Below are 15,305 nucleotides of genomic sequence, written 5' to 3'. Positions count from 1 at the left end.
CGCGGAGCGTCGACAACCGACGACAACGCAGCAGATGTGCGTGCCACGCCCCGCGAAACCGACATGATCCAAACGACAGGCCCTAGCGTGCCGACTCCTCCTTGAGGGCCGCGACGAACGCGTCCACGTCGTCCTCGGTGGTGTCGAAGGCGCACATCCAGCGGACGTCGCCGGCCGCCTCGTCCCAGAAGTAGAACCGGAACCGCTTCTGCAGGCGCTCGGCCACGTCGTGCGGCAGGCGTGCGAAGACGGCGTTGGCCTGCACCGGGTGGAGGATCTCCACGCCGTGCACGGCGCGCACGCCCTCGGCCAGGCGCTGGGCCATCTCGTTGGCGTGCCGGGCGTTGCGCAGCCACAGGTCCCGGGCGAACAGGGCCTCCAGTTGCACGGAGACGAAGCGCATCTTGGACGCCAGCTGCATGGACTGCTTGCGCAGGTGCTTCATCTGACGCACGGCGTCCTGGTTGATCACCACGACGGCCTCGCCGAACAGGGCACCGTTCTTGGTGCCGCCCAGGGACAGCAGGTCGACGCCCACCCCGTTGGTGAAGGCACGCATCGGCACGTTCAGCGCGGCGGCGGCGTTCGCCAGCCGGGAGCCGTCGACGTGCACCCGCATGCCGTGCGCGTGGGCGTGCTCGCAGATGGCGCGGATCTCGTCCGGGGTGTAGACCGTGCCCAGCTCGGTGGCCTGGGCTATGGAGACCACCTGCGGCATCGCCCGGTGCTCGTCGTCCCAGCCGTACGCCTGCCGGTCGATCAGCTCCGGGGTGAGCTTGCCGTCCGGCGTGGGCACGGTGAGCAGCTTGATGCCGCCGACCCGCTCCGGCGCCCCGCCCTCGTCCACGTTGATGTGGGCGCTCTCGGCGCAGATCACCGCGCCCCAGCGGTCGGTGACCGCCTGGAGCGCGACGACGTTGGCGCCGGTCCCGTTGAAGACCGGGAACGCCTCGGCGGTGGGCCCGAAGTGGCTGCGGATCACCCGCTGGAGGTTCTCGGTGTACGCGTCCTCGCCGTAGGCGATCTGGTGCCCGCCGTTGGCCAGGGCCAGGGCGGCGAGCACCTCCGGGTGGGCCCCGGCGTAGTTGTCGCTGGCGAAACCGCGGACGTCCGGGTCGTGATGACGACGCGCGTCGGTCCTCGGTGGGTTCACGGCTTCTCGGTCAGCCACAGACGGTTTCCGTTCACTTCCGCGGCGGGCTTCTCCCAGACTCCGGTGATGGCCTCGGCCAGGTCCTTGACGTCCGTGAAGCCCGCGAACTTCGCGTTGGGCCGCTCCGCGCGCATCGCGTCGTGCACCAACGCCTTCACCACCAGGATCGCAGCCGCCGACGTCGGCCCCTGCTCGCCCCCGGCCTTGCGGAAGTAGTCGGCCATGGCCAGCGTCCACGCCTCGGCGGCGGCCTTGGCCGCCGAGTAGGCGGCGTTGCCCGCGGTGGGCTTGCTGGCGCCGGCCGCGCTGATCAGGACGTACCGGCCGCGGTCGCTGCGCTGGAGCGCCTCGTGGAAGGCGAGGGAGGTGTGCTGGACGGTGCGCACCAGCAGCAGCTCCAGCAGGTCCCAGTCGTCCAGGTTGGTCTTGGTGAAGGTCTCGCTGCCGCGCCACCCGCCGACCAGGTGGACCAGGCCGTCGACCCGGCCGAAGTCCTTCTCGACCCGGGCGGCCCACTCACGGGTCGAGTTCAGGTCGAGCAGGTCGACCGTCTCGCCGGTGACGGTGGCGCCGCCGTGCGCGTAGCGCGCGGCGTCGACCGCTTCCGCCAGCCGCTCCAGGTCGTTGTCGGAGCCGACGACGGTCGCCCCCGCCTCGGCCAGCCTGAGCAGCGCCGCCCGTCCCGCGGGTCCTCCCGCGCCGGCCACCGCGATCACCGCACCGTCGAGCGCCCCGTTCCCCATGTTCCTCGCCTCCTGAGCAGTTGTGGATTCGCGATCGCTCACGCGGCGACCCGCCCGGCACCGTCCGCAGTGATGCCCTTGGTGGAGGCGATCACGCTCTTCAGCTTCTTGGACAGTGCCTCATAGAACATGCTCAGCGGAAACTCGTCCGGAAGCACGTCATCGACGAGTTTGCGCGGCGGCTGCGTCAGGTCGAGGGCGTCGGGGCCCTTGGCCCACTTGGAGCCCGGGTGCGGGGAGAGGTAGGTGGAGACCAGCTCGTAGCCGGCGAACCAGTGGACGAGCTTGGGACGGTCGATGCCGTCGCGGTACAGCTTCTCGATCTCGGCGCACAGCTGGTTGGTGACCTGCGGGGCGCGCTCCCAGTCGATGGAGAGCTTGTTGTCGGTCCAGCGGACGACGTCGTGCTTGTGCAGGTAGGCGAAGAGCAGCTGGCCGCCGAGGCCGTCGTAGTTGCGGACCCGCTCGCCGGTGACCGGGAAGCGGAACATCCGGTCGAAGAGCACCGCGACCTGGACGTCACGGGCCTGCGGGACGCCGTCGCCGGCGAGCTTCACGGCCTCCTTGAAGGCGGTGAGGTCGCAGCGCAGCTCCTCCAGGCCGTACATCCAGAACGGCTGGCGCTGCTTGATCATGAACGGGTCGAAGGGCAGGTCGCCGTGGCTGTGGGTGCGGTCGTGGACCATGTCCCAGAGCACGAACGCCTCTTCGCAGCGCTTCTGGTCGTGGACCATCGCGGCGACGTCCTCGGGCAACTGGAGGCCGAGGATGTCGACGGCGGCCTCGGTGACCCGGCGGAAGCGGGCGGCCTCGCGGTCGCAGAAGATGCCGCCCCAGGTGAACCGCTCGGGGGCCTCGCGCACGGCGATGGTCTCGGGGAAGAGGACCGCGGAGTTGGTGTCGTAGCCCGCGGTGAAGTCCTCGAAGGTGATGCCGCAGAACAGCGGGTTGTCGTAGCGGGTGCGCTCCAGCTCGGCCAGCCACTCCGGCCAGACCATGCGCAGCACGACCGCCTCGAGGTTGCGGTCCGGGTTGCCGTTCTGCGTGTACATCGGGAAGACGACCAGGTGCTGGAGGCCGTCCTCGCGGTGCGCGGCCGGCTGGAAGGCCAGCAGCGAGTCGAGGAAGTCGGGCACCTCGAAGCCGCCCTCGGCCCACCGGGCCAGGTCCTTCACCAGGGCCTCGTGGTAGGCGCGGTCGTGCGGGAGCAGCGGGGAGAGCCGCTCGACGGCCTCGGTGACCTCGCGCACCGCACGCTCGGCGTCGGTGCGCAAGGGGGCGCCCTCGGCGTCGAAGTCGATGGAACCGTCCTTGGACTGCCAGGGCCGGATCCGCTCCACGGCATCCTTGAGCACGGGCCATGCCGGGTGCTCCACCACCCTGCTCACCGAAGGAACCTGCCCCTCAGTACCCACCTGCACAAGAATTTCCGTCATAACCCATCCTTCACGGGAGAACCTCGCGTAAGGAGACCGTATACATACGGGGTTTCTCCCAGCAAGGGGAGTCTCGGGAAATTATCCTGCCCCACCCCCGGCTTCACCGCATTTTTTCCTGCGGGACACCCGTCCGGGCGATGCCGTGGGCGATCGATGTTCAGCCTCTGGACGCGGCGGGCACAGGCGATACGGTCCCAGAGGGCCGTAGGGACGCGGCCCCCCGCCGCCGTCGACGGAAGCGAGTCGCACCTTGAACTTCCTCACCATCGGTCACCGCGGAGTCATGGGTGTCGCCCCCGAGAACACCCTCCGGTCCTTCGTCGCCGCCCAGGAAGCCGGCCTCGACGTCATCGAACTCGATCTGCACCTGAGCAAGGACGGCGCGCTCGTCGTCATGCACGACGCGGAGGTGGACCGCACCACGGACGGGACCGGCGCCATCGCCGACAAGACCCTCGCCGAGCTGCGCGCCCTGGACGCCGGGGGCGGCGAGCGCGTCCCCGTCTTCGAGGAGGTGCTGGACGCCGTCCGCGCGCCGCTCCAGGCCGAGATCAAGGACGTGCAGGCGGCCCGGAGACTGGCCGAGGTGATGAACGCGCGGGACCTGGCCGCCCGGGTCGAGGTGTCGTCGTTCCACGACGAGGCGATCGCGGAGATCGCCCGGCTGGTGCCGGGGGTGCGCACGGCGCTCGTGGCCAGCCGCTACGACACCGGCGTGGTGGACCGGGCGGTCGCGGCCGGCGCCTCGACCCTCTGCCTCGACATCCGCCGGCTGACCCTGGAGATCGTGGAGCGCGCGCGGAAGGCGGACCTGGCGGTCCTCGGCTGGGTGGTCAACACCCAGGATCACCTCAGGCTGGTGCGGGCGCTGGGTCTGGACGGTGCGACCACCGACTTCCCGGAGATCAAGCGCACCGGGCGTTTCACGGCGTGACGGACGCGCCCGTGGGCGAGGGGCCGGTCAGCTCCTTGACGAGCAGCTCGAACTGCAGGTCGTCGCGCTGCGGAATGCCGAAGCGCTCGTCGCCGTACGGGAACGGCGTCATCCGTCCCGTACGGCGGTAGCCGCGCCGCTCGTACCAGGCGATCAGGTCCTCCCGCACGGAGATCACCGTCATGTGCATCTCGTCCACGCCCCACACCTCGCGGACCTGGCGCTCCGCCTCGGCGATGATCGTCCGGCCGAGTCCGGCGCCCTGCAGGGCGGGGCTGACCGCGAACATCCCGAAGTAGGCGTGGGCGCCGCGGTGTTCGAGCTGGCAGCAGGCGACGATCCGGCCCTCGCGCTCCACCGTCAGCAGCCTGCTGTCCGGCGACTTGACGACGTCCAGGACGCCCTCCGGGTCGGTGCGCTGCCCGTGCAGGAGGTCCGCCTCGCTGGTCCACCCGGCCCGGCTGCTGTCTCCCCGGTACGCCGACTCGATCAGCGCGACGAGGGCGTCCACGTCGGCCTCGGTGGCGTCCCGGAAGGTCAGTGCGGTGTCCGTGGCGGATTCCATGGCGCGTCTCCGATTCCTGTGCGCGGGCCTTCGGCGTGGCTGAGCCGGGGAAGAGACTAACGCGGCGCGACCCGCCGCTACCCTCGGCCGCATGGTGCACGTACTGGGCAGCCGCGTCCTGCTCCGCCCCACCGACCCCGACCGCTCCCGCGCCTTCTACGGCGAACAGCTGGGCCTCGCCGTCCACCGCGAGTTCGGCACGGGCCCCGGGCGCGGCACGGTCTACTTCCTCGGCGGCGGGTTCCTGGAACTCTCCGGGCACGCGGACGCGCCGCCGGCAGGGTCCCCGGCCGTGCGGCTGTGGCTCCAGGTCGAGGACGTCACGGCGGCACGCGACGAGCTGACCGCGAAGGGCGTCGAGATCGTCCGCCCGCCGGTGAAGGAGCCGTGGGGCCTGATCGAGATGTGGATCGCGGACCCGGACGGCACGCCGATCGTGCTGGTCGAGATCCCGGCCGACCATCCGCTGCGGTACCGGCCGGGGATCTGACGGCGGCGGCCCGCACGTGGCGGCGCGCCGGCCGGTCGGTGCCGGATGGCCGGGGCCGCAGGCGGGGCTTAGCGTGCTGGGAGGGACCGAAGGGAGCGCCATGAGGCTGTCCGCACCGGTGCGCGGCGGGCCCTGCTGGGCCGAGCTGGGCACCAGCGACCCGGAGTCCGCGCAGCGCTTCTACACGCGCCTGTTCGGCTGGCGTCACGAGACCGATCCGCGCGCCGAGGCGGAGGGCTACACGGTCGCTCACCTGGGTGACGCGGCGGTCGCCGCGGTGACTCCGCTGTACCAGGAGGCGCAGCCGGTCGCCTGGAACGTCTCGTTCGCGGTGGCCGACGCCGATGCGGCCCTCGGGCAGGTGGAGGCGGCGGGCGGGCGGACGCTGGCGGGCCCGACGGACGTGTTCGACCTGGGCCGGTTCGCGGTGGCCTCCGATCCGGGCGGCGCCGTCTTCCAGCTGTGGCAGGCCGGTTCCTTCCCGGGCGCCGGGGTGTTCAACGTGCCCGGGGCGCTGGGCTGGGTGGAGCTGCTGACCCGCGCGCCGCAGCAGGCCGTGGCCTTCTACACCACGGTGTTCGGCTGGAGCGTGACGCCGTCCCGGCGCTACCCGCAGTGGGGGCTCGACGGCGCGGACTTCGGGGGCATGGTGACGATGGACGACAAGTTCCCGCACGAGGTGCCCTCGCACTGGCTGCCGTACTTCGCCGTCGCGGACGTGGACGACGCGGCGGCGACGGCGACCCGGGCGCGGGGCACCGTGCTGATGGAGCCCGTCTCCCCTCCGGAGGGCCCGCGCATCGCGGTGCTCCGCGACCCGCAGGGCGCGATGTTCGGCGTGCACCGGGCGGCCGACGAGGCGTGAGCGCGGGCCGCGCCCGGACCGGTCGGCTGCGCCGGGCGCCGACGCGCCTCGAAGCCACCGGCGAGCCCGGACGCGGAGGCGGACGCGATCCCGGACGCGGACGGGGGTGCGTACGGTGCGGGCCGGACACGGGAGGGTGCGTACGGTGCGGGCCGGACACGGGAGAGGCGCCCGCTGTCCACTGGACGCGGGAGGGTCGCCTGGTTGCGGGCCGGACACGGGAGGGCCGCCCGGTGCCGACCGGACAACGGGAGAGTCACCCGGTGCCGACCGGGCACGGGAAGGTCGCCCGGTGCCGACCGGACACGGGAAGGTGCGGTCGGTGCGGGCGCACGTGCGGGTGAGTGCGGCGGGCGTCAGGCGCGCAGTGCGCCGAGGCGTCCTTCCAGTTGGCCGAGCAGCGTGCCGAGCAGCGCCGCCAGTTCGCCGAGTTCCGGGCCATCCAGGCCGGACAGCGCGGCCGTCTCGTAGGCGAGCTGTGCGGGCAGGATGCCGTCGACCAGCTCGCGTCCCGCGTCGGTGAGGCGCACGTGCGCCACCCGCCGGTCGCGGGTGTCGCCGCGGCGTTCGACCAGCCCGCGCTCGGTGAGCTGCTTGAGGCGTTTGGTGACGGCAGCGCCCGAGGAGAACGTCTCCCGGGCCAGCTCGCTCGGCGTCAGCTCGTGGCCGGTGCGGCGCAGTGCGCCCAGCAGGTCGAACTCGGGGCGGGTCAGGCCCGCCCGGCGCAGCGGGGCGTCCTCCGCCTGCTGGAGCAGTGCGGCGCAGCGGTTGATGCGGCCGATGACCTCCATGGGGCTGGTGTCGAGGCCGGGGTGGACGGCCCGCCACTGCTGGACGACCGCGGCCACGGTGTCACCCCGCGCGTGGCCGGCCGGGCCGCCGCCGGGCGCGGACGGTTCCCCGGTGCCGGTCGCCGATGGTCCTTCGGTCGCCGTCATGGCCGTACGTCCTCCGTGTCCGTGTCCGTGCCCGTGCCGGGGCTGGTCGGAAGCAGCCCCTGGCGTCGTACCGTCGCCGCGAGCGTACGGTGTCCGGACTGCTCGGCGAGCACGACCCGCTCCTCGGGCAGTGCGCGCTGCCACCACTCGCCGGACGCGGCGTCGGCGGCGGCCCGCAGGTCGACCAGGGCGGCGGCGAGGTCGCGGCGCGCGGCCTCCAGGACGGCGGGCGCGGCCTGCGGGTCGGCCAGGGCGCGCGCGGCGGCTTCCCGGGCCCGGTCGATGGCGGTGAGGCACCGGGCGACGCGGTCGCCCGCCCGCCGGTTGGTGACGGCCAGCGCGGCGACGAATCCGACCAGCGCGCCGACGAGGGTGTCCGCCGCGCGCTCGGTGACCAGCGCGCCGGTCCGCTGCGGGCCGGCGAACTCGGTGACGAGCAGCGCCAGCGGGGTGACGCAGACGCTGCCGAGCCAGTAGTTGCGGCTGATGAGCGCCTCGGCGCCGAAGCTGAAGGCCAGGCAGCACAGGACGAGGGCGAGCGGGCCGAGGTGGGCGACCGGGGCGACGGCGGCGAAGAGCAGGACGCCGGCCAGGTTGCCGACGACGCGCTGCACGGCCCGGCTCCAGGTGAGGGTGAGGTTGGCCTGGTACAGCGCGGCCGCGGTGACCAGGGCCCAGTAGGGGCGTCCTATGCCGAGGGCGAGGGAGGCGTAGCCGGCGAGCGCGCAGCCGAGGGCGGTGCGCACGGCGAGCGGGGTGAGCGGGGCGAGGGCGCCCCACAGGGTGCGGCGCGGGGTGGCGCGCTCGGCGGCCGGACCGAGGAGGTCCGAGGCGTCCGTGCGGGGGTCGTCGACGGCGGGGACGGGGCCGGTGCCGCGCAGGGTGCGGGCCCAGGCGCGCAGCCGCTCGGGGTCGGCCTCGGCGGGTGCGGCGAGGGCGACCTCGGCGCGGACGACGAGCCGGTCCAGGGCGCGACGCCCGTCCGAGGGCCGGTTGCCGGTGGAGAGCAGGGACTGCCACGCGGACTGCACGGCGGCGTAGCCGACGGAGCGGGCCCCGGTGTTGCCGTCATCGGTGCCGGGTCCGGTGTGGCCGTCGTCGTCGGCGCCGGGTCCGGTGCGCGCGGCGGCGGTCGCGGCGTACGCGGCAGCGGCGTCCAGGGCGTGGGCGGTGGCGCGGCGTTCGGGGCCGTGCGGCCTGATCAGGGCGGGCGCCATGCCCACCAGCCAGGCCCACGCGCCGGCCGCGGCGGCCGGCGCCAGATGCCCGGGGACCTGGCCGAGGGTCTGCGGCGCGAACAGCGAGGCGGAGCTGACGAAGGTGAGGACCACGTTGCCGGGCGGTCCGATCCGGGTGGCGTCGCACAGCGCCTTCTGCACGGCCGCGAGGACGGCGCCGACGGTGACCAGGACGACGGCGTTCCCGGTGAGGGAGGCGGCGACCAGGGCGACGGCGAGCCCGCCGAGCATGCCGAGCACCACTCCGGCCAGTGCCCGGGCGCGGGCGGCGTAGGGGCGGTTGTGGGCGTACAGGGCGCACAGGGAGCCGGCCATGGTGTACAGCGCGAGGTCGAGCCGGCCGAGCGCGACCAGGAGCAGGCCGGGCGGCGCGACCGAGGCCACCACGCTGAGGGCCGGCTTGAACCAGATGTCCGAGGGGCGGCCGAGGCGCAGCGCGCCGGCGAGCGGCAGACGTCGGGCGGTCCGGACGGAGGGGACGGGGGTGGCACTGCTCATGACGAACGACCTTAGCAGGTAATTTACTCGTGAATCATATGTGCTGAGCTGCCCCTCTCCCCCGTACGCTCCCCGTGCGCAACCCGTGCACCCCCGTGCGCTCGCGTGCCCGCCGCCCGGGTTGGGCATCCCCTGACCGACCGGTGAACGGGTCGAGGGGGAGGTTCGGGTGCACGGACCGGCGTCGTCCGGCTGGCTGCTCGTCGCGCTCTGCGCGGCGACCGGCACCTACTGCCTGCTGCGAATGCGCAGCCGCCTGGAGGAGCAGCGCCGCGCCGCGGGCGGTGAGGCGCTGATGGGCTTCGGCATGGCCGCGATGGCGGTTCCGGCGGCGGTGTTCACCCCGCCCGGCTGGGCCTGGGCGGCCGGTGCCGTGGTGTTCGGCGCGGCCGGTCTGCACGCGCTCCGGACGGTCCGCGCGGGCGCCTGCCACCTGCACCATCTGATAGGCACGGGGGCGATGGTCCACATGGCGCTGACCATGACCACCGCCCCCGCACACGGACACGCGCACGGGCCGGGCGGCTGGGGCACACCGCTGTTGACCGGTGCCCTGCTGCTCTACTTCGTCGCGTACGTGCTCGTCACCGGCGTGCGGCTGGTGCCCGCGGCCGCCGCGGAGGGGAGCGGCCGGGACCTCGGCTGGCGCGACCGGCCGGAGCTCGCGCGGGCGTGCCGGCTGTCGATGGCCCTCGCGATGGTGGCGATGCTCCCGGCGATGTGAACCCGCCGCACGGGTACGGGCACGGGACCGTTGTCTGCGTCACTTCGGCCCACTGGTCCCTGCCGCCGGGGCGGCCGCGCTCATAGGCTGCTCGCATGATCCTCCCCGCGGTCCTGCTGCTGCTCGGCGTCCTGACCGCCGTCGTCGGCCCCCGGCTCCTCGCCCGGGCCGACTGGCCGGACCGCGAGCCGGTGGTGGCGCTGTGGACATGGCAGTGCGTGATCGCCGCGGTGCTGCTGTGCTGCGCCCTGTCGATGACCTTCAGCGCGGCCGCAGCCTGGCGGGCGGTGGGCGGTCACGTGTTCGCCACCGCGCCGCGAGCGGTCGTCGAGGCGTACGCGCTCGGTACGGCCGGTCTCTGGGCCGGGACGACGGCGGTGGCGCTGGCGTGCGGCGGGCTGTGGAGCGTGGCGATGCTGGTCCGGGAGGTCGTGCGGGCCCGTGCGCGGCGCCGGGCGCGCCGGGCCGAACTGCGGCTGCGGGCACCGCTGCTGCCCGGGGAGGAGCCGGGCGCCGACCGGCTCGTGGTCCTGGAGGGCGAGCGGCCCGACGCCTGGTGGCTGCCCGGCACCCCGCCCCAACTGGTCGTGACGACGGCCGCGTTGCGCCGGCTGAAGGGCAGGCAGCTGGACGCCGTCCTGGCGCACGAGCGGGGGCACGCGCAGGCCCGGCACGCCTGGCTGCTGCACTGCTCGGCCGCGCTGGCGGGCGGATTCCCGCAGGTGCCGGTGTTCGCGGCGTTCCGTCGCGAGATGCACCGGCTGGTCGAACTGGCCGCCGACGACATGGCGTCCCGTCGTTTCGGCCGGCTGACCACGGCCCTGGCGCTGGTGGAACTCAACGAGCACCGCGGGGTGTTCGGCCCCTGCCCCACTCCGCAGGCCCGTGTCCCGGCCCGTGTGCACCGCCTGCTCACTCCGCCGGACCGGCTGACCGCGGGACGGCGGCTGCGGCTGACCGCGGTGGCGTCGCTGGTGCCGGTGGTGCCCGTACTGGTGGCGTTCGTACCGGGGTTGCGGGCGCTGGGGTAGTTCCCGGAGCCGCGGCACACCGCGCGGCGGGGCCCGGTGAGGGGCCTGCGGGGCGGGGAGACTGGCCCGTGCGGCGCCGGTCGGCGAGGATCGCACCATGCACACCTCCCACGTCGATTCCCCGCCCTCGCCCCCGCAGCACCGTCCCGCCACCCTGTCCACCGTTGTGCCGGCGCTGTGCTCGGCGCTGCTGCTGGCGCTGGTCGCCGTCGAGTGGCGCCCGCTGCTCGACCTGGACGGCGACATCTCCCGCACCACGCACCGCTGGGCGGTCGCGGAACCGGGCCTGACGCAGACGGCCCGCATCCTGACGGACTGGGTCTGGGACCCGTGGACGATGCGGGTGCTGGTCGCCGTGGCGGCGGCGCTGCTGGCGTGGCGGTACGCGGCGCGGTGGACGGCGGCGTGGCTGGTGGTGACCGTGGCCGTGGGGACGGCCGTGCAGCAGGGCCTGAAGGCCGCGCTGGACCGGGCCCGTCCGGTCTGGCCCGACCCGGTCGACTCCGCGCACTACGCGGCCTTCCCGTCGGGCCACGCCATGACCGCGACGGTCGTGTGCGGACTTCTGCTGTGGCTGCTGCACCGGCACGGGGTGAGCGCCGGGGTGCGGCGTGCGGCGCTGGTGCTGGCGGTCGTCTCGGTGGCCGGCGTCGGTCTCACCCGTGTCTGGCTGGGCGTGCACTGGCCCACCGACGTCCTCGGCGGCTGGCTGCTCGGCGCCACGGTGGTGGCCGCGGCGGTGGCGGTCCACAAGCGGCTGCGCCCGTGAGCCCGGATGCGCGTGCCGGGCGGCGCTTCGGCACTCCACAGGCAGCACTGCACCCACATCACTAGCCCAAGGCAACCTTCGCCTCGGTTGAGACCGTTCACCTCGGACGATCCCCCGTGTCGCCCGAGGTGAACGGCAGCCCGGATCAGGACCCACTACGGGCCCGACCGGACGCGTTGAGTATAGTTGGCTGGCAGCCAGTCAACGCAGGAGTCCAGCATGTCCCCGCGCAGCGCCCTGGTCAATGAAGAGTTGCGGAGGCGTTCGAAGGAGCGGCTTCTGCAGGCCGCCGTCGAGTTGGTGAGCGAGCACGGCTACGACGCCACCACGCTCGGTGACATCGCCGATCGCGCCGGCTCCGCGCGAGGTCTGGTCTCGTACTACTTCCCGGGCAAGCGCCACCTCGTGCAGTCGGCGGTGCACCGGCTGATGCACCGCACCCTGGAGGAGGCTCTGGAGCGCGAGCCGCGCACGGAGGACGGCCGGGAGCGGATGGCACGGGCCATCGACGCGATCCTGGGCCTGGCCCGGGACCGTCCGGTGCTGATGCGCCAGCACATGGCCGGGCTGCTGCAGGCCGAGGGCTTCCTGCCCTGCCCGGAGCAGCGGCGCCTGGCGGAACTGCTGAGCGACACCGTCGCCCGGCACGGCTCCCACGACGTGGAGGCCGACTACCCGATGCTGCGCGCCCTGCTGATGGGTGCCGTCTACGCGGCGCTGATGCCGGGCGCGCCGATGCCCGTCCCGGCGCTGCGGGAGGAGCTCTTCAAGCGCTACGGGCTCGACTGGGAGCTGGGCGTCCCGCCGGACACCGAGGCGTCCGGCGGGACGTGCGGGACGGACGGGACGGACCTGACCCGGTTCTTCGCGACCGGGCCGGCCGCCGACTGCCCGGCCCCGGCCCCCCGGCCGGAGCCGGACGCTCAGCCGAAGTAGTCCGGCTGCGTCTGCACGTTCAGCTCACGCATCGTCACCCAGCGGGCCGGGTCCGTGCGCCGGTCGTCGATCTGCAGGACGTCGAAGCCCTTGGCCATGTCGTTCGAGTAGATGTAGCCGTTGTAGTAGTACGCCGACCAGGAGCCGCCCGTGACGATGCTGTCGGTGCTCAGCGGGCCGCGCTCGAAGTAGGCGATCTCCTTGGGCTTCGAGGAGTTGGTGAAGTCCCAGACGGAGACGCCGCCCTGGTACCAGGCCTGCACCATCAGGTCCCGGCCCTTGACCGGGATCAGCGAGCCGTTGTGGGCCACGCAGTTCTCGGTGTCCGCCTGGTGACGGGGGATCTTGAAGTAGCTGCGGAAGACCAGTTCGCGCTGGTCGCCCCGGCCGACGACGTCGTAGATGCCGTCCGCGCCGCGGTTCGGGCCGATCTCCGCGTTGCAGGTGGCGGCGCCACCGCCGCCCAGTTCGTCGGTGAAGACGACCTTGTTGGCCTTCTGGTTGAAGGTCGCCGAGTGCCAGAACGCGAAGTTGACGTTGTCCTGCACCCGGTCGATCACCTTCGGGTGCTCGGGGTCCTTGATGGAGAACAGGATGCCGTCACCCATGCAGGCACCGGCGGCCAGGTCCTTGGACGGCAGCACGGTGATGTCGTGGCAGCCGGTCGTCTTGGAGACACCCGGGTTGGTGGGCGCGCCCGGGTTGCCGCCGCCGTCCGCGCCCTCGCCCGGGAACAGCACCGGGAAGCCGACGAGCGCGGCCTTCTCCGGGGCCTCGCGCGGCACCTTGATCACGGAGATGCCGTCGTGCGGCGGCTGGCAGTCCGGGTAGGCCGCGTTCGGCGAGTACGAGGAGACGTAGACGTAAACGTTTTTGCGCTCGGGCACCAGCGTGTGGGTGTGCGAACCGCAGGCGGTCTCGACGGCGGCGACGTAGCGCGGGTTGCTCTTGTCGCTGATGTCGAAGACCTTCATGCCCTCCCAGGAGGACTTCTCGGTCGCCGGCTGGGTGGTGCTGTTGCAACTGCTGTCGCTGCGCGAGGAGTCCGTCGACAGGAACAGCAGGTCACCGGAGACGGAGATGTCGTTCTGCGAGCCGGGGCAGAGAACCTGCGCCACCGTCTTCGGCGCCTTCGGGTTGCTGATGTCGAAGATGCGGAAGCCGTCGTAGTTGCCGGCGAAGGCGTAACGGCCCTGGAAGGCCAGGTCCGAGTTGGTGCCGGGCAGCGCGTCCTTGGGGACGTGCGCCACGTGCCGGATGTTGTCCGAGTGGACGACCTCGTCCTGCCCGGGGATCTCGCCGCTCTCGATGGCCTCGCGGGCCTCGGCCTGGTCGCTGCGCGAGACCTCCTTCCGGTCGGCCGGCGGGTCCCCGGGGTCGGGAATCGCCGCGGCGGGCGCGGCGGTGAGCAGCGCGGCCAGCAGCCCGCCCGCCGCCGCGGCAACACCCAGCCGTCTGCGCCGGGTTCGGGAAACGCTCAACAGGATCACTGTTTTCCTCCCTGGTTCCGTTCACTGGTGAACGGGTTTCGCACCGGCAGTATCGTCGTGTACATGCACACACCAACAGAGGGCGACGCCCTTTGCAATGAAGTTTTTTGATCAAAGTTGCACGGAAGCGTGCTAGGACGGTCGTCGACACTCACGAGGTGTCGTCGAACCCGCCTGCCTCAGGAGGTCCCTGTGCACTACCGCCGTCCGTCTCGCGTGTCCGTCGTCGCGGCCGGGCTGACCGCCCTGGCCGTACTCGGGCTCGTGGGCTGCGACTCCGACACGGACGCCGCCGAGTCGGCCGCCTCGAGCGGCCCTTCGGTCATCGCGCCCGGTGAGCCGGGAGAGGCCAACCGGACCCTGTCGGCCGAGGAGGCCGAACAGCGGCGCGCGGAGGACGACTCCCCCAACTCCGCCGACGTGGACTACGCGCGGATGATGATCGAGCACCACGCGCAGGCCCTGGAGATGACCGATCTGGTGCCGGACCGCGCCGAGTCCCCGAAGATCGTCAAGCTGGCCGAGCGCATCGCCGCCGCGCAGGACCCGGAGATCAAGGCGATGAAGGGCTGGCTGAAGAGCCACGGCAAGGCGGAACGGGACCACGGGCACGGACACGACCACGCGACGATGCCCGGCATGGCCACGCAGGCCCAGCTGAAGCAGCTGCGCGCGGCCGACGGCAAGGCCTTCGACCAGCTCTTCCTCACCCTGATGATCACCCATCACCAGGGGGCGATCACCATGGCCACCGAGGTGAAGGGCGAGGGCAACAACATCCGCATCGAGGAGATGGCGGACGACGTGGTCGCCCAGCAGACGAGCGAGATCAACCGCATGCGCAACCTGCTGTGACGGCACGCCCCGTGGCCACCGATCCGCTCAGCGCCGGGCGTGCCGCGGGGAGAGCAGCCCCGCGTCGCGGGTCCGGCCGATGAGTCTGAGCGCCCCGCGGCGGCTGTAGCCGGTCTCGTCCATCACGGCGAGCACCGGGTCGGCGCCCCGCTCCTGAGCGGTGCGGTACGCCCGCGCCACGTGCCGCCACTCGGGCGCCCGCGGGCCGTCGGCGCCGTCCCGGTGCGCGCCCGGACCGGCGCCGTCACCGGGTTCCGGCCCGGCCCCGGCCTCGCAGGCGCGCGCCAGCGGCCCCTCGATCCAGTCGGCGAACACGGCCAGGTCCTCCAGCGCCAGCGCCGGCTGCGCCCGTACGTCCTCGACGCAGACCCACCCCTCGGACACCGTCGCGAGCGCGTCGATCCGCGCCCCGTCGCCGAAGGCCAGCCGCACATGGAGCCACCGGGTGGCCCGATCCCCCTCCCGCACCTCCCACGCGGGCCACACGGACACCGCACCCTCCGCCGGAGAGCGATCGGAAAGATGAAGAAAAGATGCCTCAAGCACACGCGCAACGTAACGGTGTGATCAGTTTCCCTCCGTAGGAACACGCACCCCGGACGGCGGACGGCACCCTGTCAGCGGAGTGCGGGCGGTG

Annotated in this window: 16 protein-coding genes; 8 read left to right on the top strand and 8 right to left on the bottom strand. The window is 73.0% G+C overall.

Translation table 11 applies throughout. The annotated features are described in order from the left end of the window. Positions 1-82: 82 nt before the first annotated feature. Genes FGW31_RS30860 through FGW31_RS30850 form a run of 3 tightly spaced genes read right to left on the bottom strand, consistent with a single transcriptional unit; the run spans position 83 to position 3,332 of the window. A complete protein-coding gene (locus FGW31_RS30860) occupies positions 83-1,153 on the bottom strand; it encodes a threonine aldolase family protein (protein ID WP_142196834.1) in 1,071 nt (356 codons plus the stop codon). Beyond that, positions 1,150-1,896, bottom strand: coding sequence for an SDR family NAD(P)-dependent oxidoreductase (locus FGW31_RS30855; protein ID WP_182674879.1), 747 nt, complete (start codon positions 1,894-1,896; stop codon positions 1,150-1,152). The genes FGW31_RS30860 and FGW31_RS30855 overlap by 4 nt, the downstream gene beginning before the upstream one ends. Positions 1,897-1,934: 38 nt before the next feature. Then, positions 1,935-3,332, bottom strand: coding sequence for a DUF6421 family protein (locus FGW31_RS30850; RefSeq protein WP_142196832.1), 1,398 nt, complete (start codon positions 3,330-3,332; stop codon positions 1,935-1,937). A 253-nt stretch (positions 3,333-3,585) separates the two neighbouring features. Here FGW31_RS30850 and FGW31_RS30845 point away from each other — a divergent pair, with 253 nt between their 5' ends. After that, positions 3,586-4,269, top strand: a complete 684-nt coding sequence (locus FGW31_RS30845) for a glycerophosphodiester phosphodiesterase (RefSeq protein ID WP_142196831.1) — start codon at positions 3,586-3,588, stop codon at positions 4,267-4,269. Here FGW31_RS30845 and FGW31_RS30840 read toward each other — a convergent pair. Then, positions 4,259-4,834, bottom strand: coding sequence for a GNAT family N-acetyltransferase (locus FGW31_RS30840; protein WP_142196830.1), 576 nt, complete (start codon positions 4,832-4,834; stop codon positions 4,259-4,261). The genes FGW31_RS30845 and FGW31_RS30840 overlap by 11 nt on opposite strands. A 91-nt stretch (positions 4,835-4,925) precedes the next feature. Here FGW31_RS30840 and FGW31_RS30835 point away from each other — a divergent pair, with 91 nt between their 5' ends. Further along, the gene (locus FGW31_RS30835) at positions 4,926-5,324 is read left to right on the top strand and encodes a VOC family protein (protein ID WP_142196829.1); all 399 of its coding nucleotides are present in this window, start codon (positions 4,926-4,928) and stop codon (positions 5,322-5,324) included. Between the two features lie 100 nt (positions 5,325-5,424). Further along, on the top strand, positions 5,425-6,189 hold the full coding sequence (locus FGW31_RS30830) for a VOC family protein (RefSeq protein WP_142196828.1): 765 nt from the start codon (positions 5,425-5,427) through the stop codon (positions 6,187-6,189). Positions 6,190-6,545: 356 nt separating this feature from the next. On the opposite strand, the gene FGW31_RS30825 is transcribed toward FGW31_RS30830, so the two are convergent. Both FGW31_RS30825 and FGW31_RS30820 read right to left on the bottom strand, forming a co-directional pair. Continuing rightward, on the bottom strand, positions 6,546-7,127 hold the full coding sequence (locus FGW31_RS30825) for a MarR family winged helix-turn-helix transcriptional regulator (protein ID WP_142196827.1): 582 nt from the start codon (positions 7,125-7,127) through the stop codon (positions 6,546-6,548). After that, a complete protein-coding gene (locus FGW31_RS30820; RefSeq protein WP_142196826.1) occupies positions 7,124-8,863 on the bottom strand; it encodes an FUSC family protein in 1,740 nt (579 codons plus the stop codon). The genes FGW31_RS30825 and FGW31_RS30820 overlap by 4 nt, the downstream gene beginning before the upstream one ends. Before the next feature lie 169 nt (positions 8,864-9,032). On the opposite strand from FGW31_RS30820, the gene FGW31_RS30815 reads away from it, so the two are divergent. From FGW31_RS30815 to FGW31_RS30800, 4 genes are all read left to right on the top strand, one after another. Continuing rightward, on the top strand, positions 9,033-9,587 hold the full coding sequence (locus FGW31_RS30815) for a DUF5134 domain-containing protein (protein ID WP_142196825.1): 555 nt from the start codon (positions 9,033-9,035) through the stop codon (positions 9,585-9,587). A 95-nt stretch (positions 9,588-9,682) separates the two neighbouring features. Further along, complete coding sequence (locus tag FGW31_RS30810) at positions 9,683-10,618, top strand: M56 family metallopeptidase (protein ID WP_142196824.1); 936 nt, start codon at positions 9,683-9,685, stop codon at positions 10,616-10,618. Positions 10,619-10,715: 97 nt separating this feature from the next. Beyond that, positions 10,716-11,387 carry a phosphatase PAP2 family protein gene (locus FGW31_RS30805; protein ID WP_142196823.1) on the top strand — a complete coding sequence of 224 codons (672 nt, stop codon included), beginning with the start codon at positions 10,716-10,718 and terminating at the stop codon, positions 11,385-11,387. Between the two features lie 219 nt (positions 11,388-11,606). Next, positions 11,607-12,323, top strand: coding sequence for a TetR/AcrR family transcriptional regulator (locus FGW31_RS30800; protein ID WP_142196822.1), 717 nt, complete (start codon positions 11,607-11,609; stop codon positions 12,321-12,323). Here the strand turns inward: FGW31_RS30800 and FGW31_RS30795 are convergent. Continuing rightward, positions 12,311-13,813, bottom strand: coding sequence for an LVIVD repeat-containing protein (locus FGW31_RS30795; RefSeq protein WP_142196821.1), 1,503 nt, complete (start codon positions 13,811-13,813; stop codon positions 12,311-12,313). The two genes, FGW31_RS30800 and FGW31_RS30795, sit on opposite strands and share 13 nt — an antisense overlap. A gap of 192 nt (positions 13,814-14,005) precedes the next feature. Between FGW31_RS30795 and FGW31_RS30790 the strand changes: the two genes are divergently transcribed. After that, positions 14,006-14,668 (top strand): DUF305 domain-containing protein, encoded by a 663-nt coding sequence (locus FGW31_RS30790; RefSeq protein WP_142196820.1) that lies wholly within the window; start codon positions 14,006-14,008, stop codon positions 14,666-14,668. A 27-nt stretch (positions 14,669-14,695) separates the two neighbouring features. On the opposite strand, the gene FGW31_RS30785 is transcribed toward FGW31_RS30790, so the two are convergent. Next, entirely contained in the window at positions 14,696-15,160 is a 465-nt protein-coding gene (locus FGW31_RS30785) for a DUF6214 family protein (protein ID WP_142196819.1), read from the bottom strand. Positions 15,161-15,305: the final 145 nt, after the last annotated feature.

The sequence above is a fragment of the Streptomyces calvus genome, from assembly GCF_006782915.1.
Lineage (GTDB): Bacteria > Actinomycetota > Actinomycetes > Streptomycetales > Streptomycetaceae > Streptomyces > Streptomyces calvus.
The sequence above is the reverse complement of the archived record's forward strand: the minus strand, read 5'-3'. Positions and strand labels throughout refer to the sequence as shown.